Origin of the sequence: Pseudohalioglobus lutimaris (assembly GCF_002866825.1) — a bacterium.
In the GTDB taxonomy this organism is placed as follows: domain Bacteria; phylum Pseudomonadota; class Gammaproteobacteria; order Pseudomonadales; family Halieaceae; genus Halioglobus; species Halioglobus lutimaris.
Genome location: NZ_PKUS01000012.1, coordinates 65,490 through 76,135, shown reverse-complemented (window position 1 = coordinate 76,135; position 10,646 = coordinate 65,490). Strand labels below are relative to the sequence as shown.

8 protein-coding genes are annotated in these 10,646 nt (G+C 59.1%); 4 read left to right on the top strand and 4 right to left on the bottom strand.

Going from position 1 to position 10,646, the window contains the following annotated elements; all coding sequences use genetic code 11:
- Positions 1–3 precede the first annotated feature (3 nt).
- Both C0039_RS11485 and C0039_RS11480 read right to left on the bottom strand, forming a co-directional pair.
- Positions 4–882: a hypothetical protein gene (locus C0039_RS11485; protein WP_101518122.1), complete on the bottom strand. Its 879-nt coding sequence runs from the start codon at positions 880–882 to the stop codon at positions 4–6.
- A 2-nt stretch (positions 883–884) separates the two neighbouring features.
- Positions 885–3,371, bottom strand: a complete 2,487-nt coding sequence (locus C0039_RS11480) for a cyclic nucleotide-binding domain-containing protein (RefSeq protein WP_101518121.1) — start codon at positions 3,369–3,371, stop codon at positions 885–887.
- Positions 3,372–3,689: 318 nt separating this feature from the next.
- Between C0039_RS11480 and C0039_RS11475 the strand changes: the two genes are divergently transcribed.
- Positions 3,690–6,062 (top strand): serine/threonine protein kinase, encoded by a 2,373-nt coding sequence (locus C0039_RS11475; protein ID WP_101518120.1) that lies wholly within the window; start codon positions 3,690–3,692, stop codon positions 6,060–6,062.
- Positions 6,063–6,065: 3 nt separating this feature from the next.
- Here the strand turns inward: C0039_RS11475 and C0039_RS11470 are convergent, their stop codons facing one another.
- Together C0039_RS11470 and radA are read right to left on the bottom strand one after the other, a co-directional pair.
- On the bottom strand, positions 6,066–6,827 hold the full coding sequence (locus tag C0039_RS11470) for an outer membrane beta-barrel protein (protein ID WP_101518119.1): 762 nt from the start codon (positions 6,825–6,827) through the stop codon (positions 6,066–6,068).
- A 142-nt stretch (positions 6,828–6,969) separates the two neighbouring features.
- A complete protein-coding gene (radA, locus tag C0039_RS11465) occupies positions 6,970–8,355 on the bottom strand; it encodes a DNA repair protein RadA (protein ID WP_101518118.1) in 1,386 nt (461 codons plus the stop codon).
- Between the two features lie 203 nt (positions 8,356–8,558).
- Between radA and C0039_RS11460 the strand changes: the two genes are divergently transcribed.
- From C0039_RS11460 to C0039_RS11450, 3 genes are all read left to right on the top strand, one after another.
- A complete protein-coding gene (locus C0039_RS11460; protein WP_075999149.1) occupies positions 8,559–9,686 on the top strand; it encodes a DnaT-like ssDNA-binding domain-containing protein in 1,128 nt (375 codons plus the stop codon).
- Positions 9,598–10,266, top strand: coding sequence for a replication protein P (locus C0039_RS11455; RefSeq protein ID WP_165787106.1), 669 nt, complete (start codon positions 9,598–9,600; stop codon positions 10,264–10,266). The genes C0039_RS11460 and C0039_RS11455 overlap by 89 nt, the downstream gene beginning before the upstream one ends.
- Positions 10,267–10,350: 84 nt before the next feature.
- Positions 10,351–10,644, top strand: a complete 294-nt coding sequence (locus C0039_RS11450; RefSeq protein WP_075999150.1) for a GIY-YIG nuclease family protein — start codon at positions 10,351–10,353, stop codon at positions 10,642–10,644.
- The last annotated feature ends 2 nt before the right edge of the window (positions 10,645–10,646 follow it).

The following is a 10,646-nucleotide window of genomic DNA, read 5'->3' as shown; positions in this document are numbered from 1 at the left end:
GGGTTACCAGTAAATAAAGACGGAGAGAATGTGCACCAACAAGGCCGCCAACAGGGCGAACGTCAGGGGCACGTGGAAATAGAGCCAGAGTTTCAGCAGGCCCTTGAGACGGATATCCCGACGCAGCAAGTGCAGGATCACCTGCCGCCGGCCGAACAGCGACAGCAGTTCACTGAGCGTCTCCGCCTCGCTCTGCTTGCGCGCGTCGGGAATGCGCCGGGAGAGCGTCTCAATGAGCACCGACTGTTCCGCATTGGAGACCGGTTTGCCGCCACCCGGCTCCTGTACCAGGGAGCGGTCATTGGCACGCAACTGCTGGAACAGGTTGCCACCCAGCCGGGTGAGCTCCAGCGCACTGAGCACCATGCCCTGCAACTGCGCGTCGCTGCCTGCGGCCACGTCGCGGATGCGCTGGTCCAGTTTGCCCAGCTCCTCCAGCCACGCCGCCCGGTCCCTGTCGACGATATTGCTCGCCACCCGGTCCGGCAGGTGCACATAGACGTAGAGGCCATAGAAGCCGGAGAAGATCACCAGGCACATCAACACGTACGCGAGCGTATGCACATTCCAGCCAAACTGGGCGGCACAGTGCAGGGTCGCCACTGCCAGCAGCACACTGCCCAGGTAGATATGCGCCGAGGTCCACCCCTGCACGGTACCGGCACTGGAACTGTAGCTGCGCTTGCGCACGCCCAGCACACTGAGCCAGAGAATGAGCAGCGCCCCGATAGTGCCGAGCACATAACCCTGCCAGGTGCCGCCATTGGGGGGCTGGGCCGGAGACGCGCCCTGGGATACATAGAGCGCGATAGAGAACAACCCCAGAAGCAAAGCCCACTTGCCGTAGCGGTAGTTACGCCAGTTCAGCATTCCCGTGCGCATGCTCAGCGGGCCTCCACCAGTTCAACGAACTGATCCGGGCCCATGCGTATGGCCGCGCCCGTGGGGCAGGCGCGCACACAGGCCGGGCCGCCGGGGCGCCCCATGCAAGCATCACACTTGACCGCCTTCTTGCCTACATCCTTACTCTCGGCGGTGGGCGTGAAGCCGGCCGGCTCGCCAGGCCCGGACCCGCGCCCGAAGAGCAGCCAGGACCACAACCCGGGCTTGGGCGGCGCGCTGTAGCTCAACTTGATGGCGTCATAGGGGCAGTTGGTTTCACAGTTGCCGCAGCCAATGCAGCTTTCGGTGATAAATACCTCGCCACTGGCCGCCCGGCGGATCGCGTCCGGGGGGCAGTCCTTCATGCAATGGGGCAGCTCACAATGGCGACAGGAGACCGGCACGTGCAGGCTGGCCAACGAGGCGCCGGACTCCCGGTCGAGGCGGGAGATACCATCATGGGTTTCCGCACAGGCACGCTCACAGTTGTCGCAGCCCACGCACAGAGACGTGTCGATCACCAGGGCGTTGGTGGCCTCGCCCATACCCTGTTCCATAAGGAAACCGATTGAGCGCGCCGCCTCGGGCTGCGAGGCCATGGAATTTGTGTACTGCAGCAGCTGACTCAGCTCCCCCTGCAGAGTGCTGATGTGTTCCGGCTCGCTATTGACCAGGGCGAGGAACTGCTCGCGACCCAGACGCAGGGTCTCCGTGCGTACCGCCGCGGTGGCGGTATTGCGCCGCAGGGGGGCGCCCATCAGAGCCATCTGTCCCGCCAGTTCACCAGAGTGCAACTGCGCCACGACCAGCTCCGTGCCGCCCTGGGAAAGTACGACGGTGCCGCTGCGGATCAGGTGCAGGCAGTCACCGGTTTCCCCCTCGGTGAACAGCACCTCCCCGGCGGCGAACTGACAGGTCTGCACCTGGTCTGCCACCAGCGCCAGTTCCTCCAGGCTCATGGCCGGGCGGAACGCCGCCTGCAGGGCGCGCATGATAAACACACGGTCTATTCCCTGGCGCACCTCCTCGTTGGAGTTCATCAACTTGACCATAACCCGTCGAGGCGTCTCGATGAGAATGCTGTCGCGCTCGACGATGGCGTCCCCCTGTCGCGGGCGACCGGAGAGCAGGCTCATCTCACCGAAGAACTGGCCTGGCTTGATCTGGTGCCACGGGCCGTCCTGCTCCAGTTGCAGGCGCACTTCACCTTCTACCAGGGTGAAGAACGTGGTACTGAATTCGCCATTACGATAGACCGGCTCACCCGCCGCCACGAAGACCGTGGAACGCTCGCCTCCCTGCGGGGCACGCGCCAGCTCTTCCGCGGGCAGGCTTACCGTGATGCGGCTCTCGATAATCAGTTCGCGGAAAGCCAGCGGGTTCATGCGTTTGAACATGGGTACCCGCTGCTGGTACAGCTCGAGAATATCCTCAGCATCCATGACATAGGGCAGGCCGGAGAACTGGTCCTGCAACAGTGGGTAGTCCGCCGGGCGGGTGTCCTTGCCGTGGATGAACTCCACCACGTCATAGCCCTGGTTCATCGCCTGTTTGATCAGCGGGTAACCGCCCAGGGCGCCGATTACATATAGGCCCGGCACATTGCTCTGGTAGTGGCGATCCACATCGGGCACTGCGTCGGCACTGGCACTGCCGATCTCTATGCCGCAGGACTCCACGAAACGCCGCGGGGGGACCGTACCCAGCCGGGCGATGATGCGATGGCACTCCAGACGCTCTTCACCCCCCGGGGTGTTGAGCACAATGGCACCGGTCTCCCCGGGGGCATCGGGCAGCTCCACGGCGGCCACGCTGCTCTCGTAGCGGCAGTGAAAGGCCCGGTCGCGATCGTTGATAGCGGCCAGTACCGCGTTCAGGTTGCCGTCTTTGGCGCGGCTGAACTCACCGCGCCGATTAATAATATAGACGGTGTTGAAATCCGACAGGGCGATGGCGTTCTCGATGGCCGCGTCACCCGCGCCTACCACCACGATGGTCTCGCCCTTGAAATCTTCCGGATCGTCCAGGGTGTAGAGGACGAAGTCTGACTCAGCATCCCCATCTACGCCCAGGGTGCGCGGGTTGCCCTGGGTACCGATAGAGAGCACCACGTTCTCAGCCGTGACCGAATCGCCGGAGGCCAGGCGCAGGGTAAAATTGCCTTTCTCTCCTTCGATGCCCACCACTTCCGCGTTATAACGGACATTCAGCCCGCCGCCTATGCTGTTGTCCCAGGCACCGAGAATTTCCTCACGCTTGCCGGCGGCGAAGGGCACCTCACTGCGTAGCTGCAGAAAGCCGGGCTCGTCCATGACGTGCTTGCCTTTCTGGTACTTCTGGATGGTTTTGGCGAAGGTCGTGTGCCCCTCAAGAAGCACGTAACTGGGCGTACTGGCACCGGTCTCGGCATCATAAATGGCCGCTCGACCAGCCACACTGAGCCCTGCTGGCCCTGCCCCCACAATCGCTATCCGATAATCAAGCGGCACAGGTTATCCTCGGTCGCGTTATTATTTTTTCTTGGGAATCCCTTTCCCGCTCTAAAGAATATAGGCCAAAGTTTGAAGTTCGCCAAGCATTTAACCTAGTGCTTCGGACGACTTCAGCGCGAGGATGCGAATGCAGCTATACGTTGCCGCTTTGCCCATGGCCACATCGCGAAAGCGTTTCTGGCAGCCAGGCAAAAACTGAGCAACTACTAATGGCGGCCATTGGCAATTCAGACAAATCGTGCAATATTGGGCGGCGTTGATTGTTTCTCACAATCAGCGACTGGACGTCCCAGGAAGAAAAAGAATCAGCGGAAGATGATCGAACAGGAAATACCTGGTTACACGATAACGAAGAAGCTTGGAAGCGGGGGAATGTCAGCTGTTTACCTCGCGGAACAACTGAGCTTTGGTCGACATGTCGCCCTGAAGATTCTGTCGCCCGGAATGGCGGAGACCGAACACTACGGCCACCGTTTTGTACGAGAGGCCCGCATAGCCGCCAGCCTGTCGCACCCCAATATTGTTGCTGTTTACGACACCGGGGTCATCGAAGGCCACTATTATCTTGCCATGGAGCACCTTTCCGGTGGTGATCTCAGAGAGCGCCTGCGCCTGGGTATTCCGCTTCCCGAGAGCATAGCAATCGTTCAATCAATTGCAGACGCTCTCGACTACGCCACCACCGCAGGCATAGTCCACAGGGATATCAAGCCGAGCAATATAATGTTCCGGGAAGATGGCAGCCTTGCCATTGTTGATTTTGGCATAGCCAGAGACCTTACCACTGAAACGATGGTGACACAGGTGGGCACGGTCCTGGGAACACCCCACTACATGAGTCCCGAGCAAAGCCTGGGCGAAGAACTCGACAACCGCTCTGACCTTTACAGCCTGGGCATTCTTTTCTTCGAATTACTAAGCGGAACACTACCCTATTCCGGGGACAGCGCGGCGGCGGTGGGCATACAGCAGGTTCAGGCGGAAATACCGAAGCTGCCTGATGGCTTCGAGCTGTTTCAGCCACTGATCGATAAAATGCTGGCAAAGCATCCCGACGATCGCTTTCAATCCGGTGCCGAAATCATCGCTTACATCGACCACGTCGCTGAACAGGTTACCCCCGAACTGCAAACGACGGTACTGTTGAGCCGCGATGAAATGCCGCACAGCAGCAGTCGGAGTTCGCTCGCCAACTCACCCAGTGCACGAATATCACGCCGCAGGATTACACAGAACAAGTCAATCCCGCGCACGTTGCACCCCCGCGCACCACAGAATAAAAGCAGAGCATGGCTGTACTTGCTGGCAAGTGCGGTGGGCATCGCCTCGGTCGGTCTCCTGCTGTGGATTTCTCCCTTTACGGCCGATTCAGGGAAGTTGCAGAAACCGGACAATGCCGGGACAGCAGGCACCGCTTCGACGGATAAAACGGCATCGAGCAATCGCGTCGGCGACAGCTCTGGAGGATCGGACAGCATATCAGCGACTGCTGCAGAGGAATCGCGACTGGACCAGCTGGTGCTGAGACAAATCGAACTGGCAGGTGAAGCCCTGGAGGGCGGAGAGCTTTCCCGGGCGTCAAATCACCTGCAGATGGCGAGCGACATCCCGTCATCCCATCGCACCGAAATTGAAGCGCTGGAATCACAGCTGGATGAGGCAAAGCGAGAACGAGCAGAAACCCAGAACCTGGAAGCGCAATTCAGATCGCAGCTGAACGCCGGGGATATCTACCTCCCGGCCTCAAATAACGCCTACATTACGCTTTCCCAACTAGCAGAACGCAAGCTGGCGACAGATCAACTTAGCCAATACCGACGCTCCGCAGACGCAGCTGCAAACAAAAAAATCGAGAGCTTACTGTCAAACAATTTCCTGACCAGGGCCAAAAGAGAAATAGAACTATGGGGGAGTTATGTGGACGCCAACACGACCGGCCCTGCCCGCCTGTCCCTGGAGTCAAAAAACTCGCGCTGGCAACGCGAGCAAGCGACCAACGCAACATTAAACCGACTGGCTGCTGAAGCGGAGACACTTCAACAAGCCTCCCCGAATAGCCTACGGCTAAATCAGGAACTTTATCGCCTCTACACCAAGATGCTATCCCTCGATAGCAACGACCAGACCGCAAAAACGGGCATTGAGGAGCTCACCGCCAGAGAACTCGATTCGGCACGCTCACATATCGACGCCTGGGAATTGGAAAAAGCCAGATCATCACTTGAATTCGTTCGCAACGCGGATGCCACGGCCCCCAACCTGAATAGACTGAAAGCCGACTTACTCGCTCGCGAGTCAAAACGCGCATTGGCCCAGCAGGCAATAGCAGATGCAAGGTCAGCGGCGGATCGAGCCGCTTCTATTCATGCGCAGTCCACCGCCACGAAAAAAGCTACAGTGAAAATAACTCGCGAACTGGACAATGCACTGAATAAGCTGGAATCTGCCGAGCAACTGGAGCCAGGGCGAATCGATGTACTCTCTGGCCGTAAAGAAGTGTTCGCCCTTTACTCAACTTTCTTCGATCGAAACATCATGGAAGGAAATATAGAGATGGCGGCCGTCTATTACGAGTCCATTTCGTCCAGCTCGATAGTGAACCGTGCTGAACAGCGCACAATCGAAAAGATGCGGGAGGAACTGGAATCCCAGAAAAAGGTAGGTGCAAGGTATTTCCCGACCTTCTAAATCCTAAAACGTATAGGCCAGGCCGATACGCATCTGTATATCCGTTTCTTCGATATCGTAATCACCATCAGGTGACTTCATGTCAAAATCGTACTTCACGTAATCAGCAGACAAGCTATAGCTCACCTGTTCGTTAAGCGCGGCTTTCCAGGCAACACTGAGTTTCAAGCCATCACCATCGCCAGTTTCTGAAAACTTGAATGCACCTGCAAAAAGCGTATCGAGGTCCGCATCGAGGAAGCCATAGGCAGCGCTGAGAGAAAGACCACCGGTATCGGTGAGCGGTATCGCATAACCACCACCGAGATAAAATCCATCATGCTCAAACTTGTAATCGGTACCGCCATCTCCAGTGACCGTTGTGTCGGACCAGCGATATCCCGCATAAACACTGGCACGTTCCCAGAGTCGATAGCCACCAGTTAAAGAGTATTCCTGCTTATCGCCATCGAGCCCTTCACTATAACCTAGCGCCTGTATATTCAGATCTTCGCTTGCCTCGGCAGTCTGATGGAAATACCCATCCAGATAGGCCTTACCCACAGCCGCCGTTAAGCCTACCCGCAGAAGAGGGGCGACGGTCTGAAGTTTATAACTGAGAGTATCGGAAGTGCCGCTGGCAAAAGGTGAATCTTTCACGTCAAGCGTATACTGAGTGAACCCGATTTCCGCTCTGGGTATGAGCGTAACCTCAACCGCTGTCGCGCACCCGGCATATAAAAACGCAAGCGCTGGCATCGCCACGCATCTGGTGTTCCATTTCATTATTCTTCTTCCTTGTTTTCAGCCCGGTGGCGAGTTGGCCACAACCAGAAAAGCCCCAAAACGTAAATTAAATTCCAAACGCTGTACTTGTCAATAGTTATAAGGCCATCGCTAGCCGAGTAGCCTTCAGGGAGCCCCGTCATCAGGCATCAACACTGTCCAGAGCCTCAGAGAGCCTGCTCACCGCCACCACCTCCATTCCGGGGATCGCCCCCTTGGGCGCATTGCCTTTGGGCACGATGGCGCGCTTGAAACCGTGCTTGGCAGCCTCGGAAAGACGTTCCTGCCCGGAAGGTACCGGGCGAATTTCACCAGACAGCCCCACCTCGCCAAAGATCACCATATCCCGGGGCAGCTGCCGGTCGCGGTAGCTGGAGACGATCGCCAGTAACAGGGCGAGGTCGGCACTGGTCTCCAGTACCTTGACCCCGCCCACCACGTTGGCGAATACGTCCTGGTCACCCACCTGCAGGCCGCCGTGACGGTGCAGCACCGCCAGCAACATGGCCAGGCGATTCTGCTCCAAACCTACCGCCACTCGCCGGGGGTTACCCAACTGGCTGTCATCCACCAGCGCCTGGATCTCCACCAGCAGGGGACGGGTGCCTTCCCAGACCACCATCACCGCGGAGCCGGAGGAAGGTTCATTGCTGCGATCGAGAAAGATGGCGGAGGGGTTCTTCACCTCGCGCAGGCCCTGCTCGGTCATGGCGAACACGCCCAGTTCGTTGACCGCGCCGAAACGGTTCTTCTGCCCTCGCAGTGTGCGGAAACGGGAGTCGTGCTCACCCTCCAGTAAAATGGAGCAATCAATCATGTGTTCCAGGACCTTGGGGCCCGCGAGGGAGCCGTCCTTGGTCACGTGCCCCACCAGGAACAAAACGGTGCCCGTCTGCTTGGCATAGCGGACTAGATAAGCGGCGCACTCGCGCACCTGGGACACACTGCCCGGCGCGGAAGCGATCTCGTCGGTGTGCACCACCTGGATGGAGTCCACCACCAACACCTTCGGCTTGAACTCCTCTGCTGCCGCGACGAGGCTTTCCACGTTGGTCTCTGACATCAGCCGGAGTTTGTCGGTGGGCAGCTGCAGACGCTGCGCGCGCATGGCCACCTGTTGCAGGGACTCCTCACCGGTGATGTACAGCGCTTCCATGTTCTGCGCAAGGTGGCACATGGTCTGCAGCAGCAGCGTACTCTTGCCGGCTCCCGGGTTACCGCCTACCAACACCGCCGACCCGGGAACGAGCCCTCCCCCCAGCACGCGGTCGAACTCCTCGGTGCCGGAGGAGAAGCGCGGCAGGTCGTGCAGGTCGATATCCCTGAGCACCCGGGCGCCGGACAGGGCGCCGGCAAAGCCCGCGCGATTGGCGGTAACTCCGGCGCCGGCACGACCGGACCCCTTGGCCGGGCCCAGTCTGATCTCGGTGATGGTATTCCACTGCCCACAGTCACTGCACTGCCCCTGCCATTTAGCGTAGTCAGAGCCGCATTCGTTGCAGACGAAGGATGTTTTTTGTTTGGCCATAGATAACAAGGACGCCCTGCTGACTGCAGGAGCGGCTGCAGCTGCGATAAAAACGGGGGTTACGCCCTCCTTCATCGCGGCTGAAGGCGCTACCGCAACAATTGCCCACCCACGACCAATCGGCGGGTGGAAATCATTTTTTACTGTCGTAACCCATTCAGGCCCGCTATCCTAGCAGACCGCCCATCGATACTGTTACCACCATGTCAGATTCTTCCCTGGTCCCCGAACGACAGCTGGTTTTTTCCCCCGGCCTGGCGGCGACCATCGGCCTGGAAGAGACTATATTGCTGCAACACCTACAGGTATTGTTCGAACACCGGCAGGCGCAGGTACAGCGCAATCATGCCTGGCTCAACGTGGAGCGCAGCTACCTGCTGACGACCCTGCCCTTCTGGAATGCCGTCGACCTGCATCGCATTACCCGCTCACTGGTGGACAAGGGTGTGATCCTCATGGAATCCCCCCCGTTGCACAGCAGCGAGCACCTGCTGTTTGCCATTAACGAACCGGTGGCGGCGCAACAGCCGGTAGCAGAGCCCGCGCCCCCTGCACCCGCGCCCAGTCGACGCTCTGCCGCGCTGTTGCCGGTGCACTGGTCGCCCAGCGAGGACCTGCTGCAACTACTGGGACTGAACCACAACATACCGCGGCAGTTCGCCCTGGACCAACTGGAAGATTTCATCTTTTACTGGCGCGAGCGCGGGGAAACCTCCCACGCCTGGGAGAACAAGTTTCGCCAACACGTGGTCAGCAACTGGCGGCGCCAGCAGAGCCAGGGATCCAAGTTCCAGGTAGAGGCACCGACGGCCCTGGACAACCACTGGCAACCCAGCGCCGATGCGATGGAGATCATGGCCCGCGGCGGCATCGACAGGGACTTCATTGAGCAGGCAGTACCGGAGTTCATCCTGTACTGGCGCGAGCGCGGGGCAGCGCCGAAAGAACTCAACTCCAAGTTCATCCAGCACATTCGCATACAGTGGGCACGTTACACGTCCAGCCTGGAGCACAGCACCGAACCCAAGCGCATCGTCGACCACTGGCAGCCCAGCGCCGACGTTTACGATATCCTGCGCATGTCTCATATCGACCTGGATTTTGCGCGGTCAGTACTGCCGGAATTTATCGTCTACTGGAAAGACTCCAACCAGGCCCACACCTCCTGGAACAGCAAATTCCTGCAGCATGTAAAATACCACTGGGCCAAGCGCCACCAACTGCAACAAACGGACAAAAGCCATGGCGGACAGCAGGGAACTGATTCAACAGGTCGCACGCGAGATAGAAGCCTCGAAGACGACCTCACCGACACCAGCTGGGCGAGCTGACGCAAAGCGGGCCACCGATGAGGGCCACGTTGAGGCCATCAACCAGGTCTTTGCCCTGTTTCGCCTGAACTACCACAATCAGTATTACTCCGCCTACCCGGACCAGACCCAGCTCAAGCAGATCAAGAAGCTGTGGCTGGACGCCCTGGCAGAACTGCCCGTTGAGCAGATTCTCAAGGGCGCCAGGCACGCCATCGAGCACAGCGAATACCTGCCCACCTTGAACCGTATGCTTGAATGCTGCCAGGCAGGCCTGGTGGAGTTCGGCCTGCCCTCTGCTCACGACGCCTACGTGGAAGCCTGCCAGGCCGCCTCACCCAAGTCCGCACAAGCCTGGAGCCACCCTGCCGTATACCTTGCCGGCCGCGACAGCGACTGGTTTTTCCTGGCCAATAATGAGGAGCGCCGCGCATGGCCAGTCTACCGGGAGCATTACCAGCGATACGTGTCTGCCGTGTTACGCGGTGACCAGTTGGAAGTGCCCGCACCCCAGGCCCTGGAAAAACAACCCGCTGAGCCACTGTCGCGGGAAGAGCAGATAGCCCATTTGAAGAAGCTGCGGGCGGAATCCGGACTGTAAATTCCATCACAAGCGCCCCGAACGTTCCCCGCCGGACGCAGCTCGCGTAACGTGTAAGCCAAACCCAGCCACGGAGGGCATGGGATGGCCAAACAGGCGGCAGTTTATATCCTTGCCAGCCGCAGCACGGGAGCACTCTATATCGGGGTGACCGGCAACCTGATGCAACGTATCTGGCATCATCGCAACATCCGGGCAGAGGGTTTCACCTCACGGTATGCGGTGCACAAACTGGTCTACTTCGAAATGCACCGGAATGTGCGCGATGCCCTGGCCCGCGAAAAGCGCCTGAAGCGCTGGCACCAGACGTGGCGATTACGGATCATCGAAGAACAGAACCCACAGTGGATGGATTTGTGGGATCAGGTGATTCAGTAGCG

Coding starts and splice junctions, on each gene's coding strand:
- C0039_RS11485 (WP_101518122.1), bottom strand. CDS start 882: ATGCGCACGGGAATGCTGAACTGGCGTAACTACCGCTACGGCAAGTGG.
- C0039_RS11475 (WP_101518120.1), top strand. CDS start 3,690: ATGATCGAACAGGAAATACCTGGTTACACGATAACGAAGAAGCTTGGA.
- C0039_RS11470 (WP_101518119.1), bottom strand. CDS start 6,827: ATGAAATGGAACACCAGATGCGTGGCGATGCCAGCGCTTGCGTTTTTA.
- radA (WP_101518118.1), bottom strand. CDS start 8,355: ATGGCCAAACAAAAAACATCCTTCGTCTGCAACGAATGCGGCTCTGAC.
- C0039_RS11460 (WP_075999149.1), top strand. CDS start 8,559: ATGTCAGATTCTTCCCTGGTCCCCGAACGACAGCTGGTTTTTTCCCCC.
- C0039_RS11455 (WP_165787106.1), top strand. CDS start 9,598: ATGGCGGACAGCAGGGAACTGATTCAACAGGTCGCACGCGAGATAGAA.
- C0039_RS11450 (WP_075999150.1), top strand. CDS start 10,351: ATGGCCAAACAGGCGGCAGTTTATATCCTTGCCAGCCGCAGCACGGGA.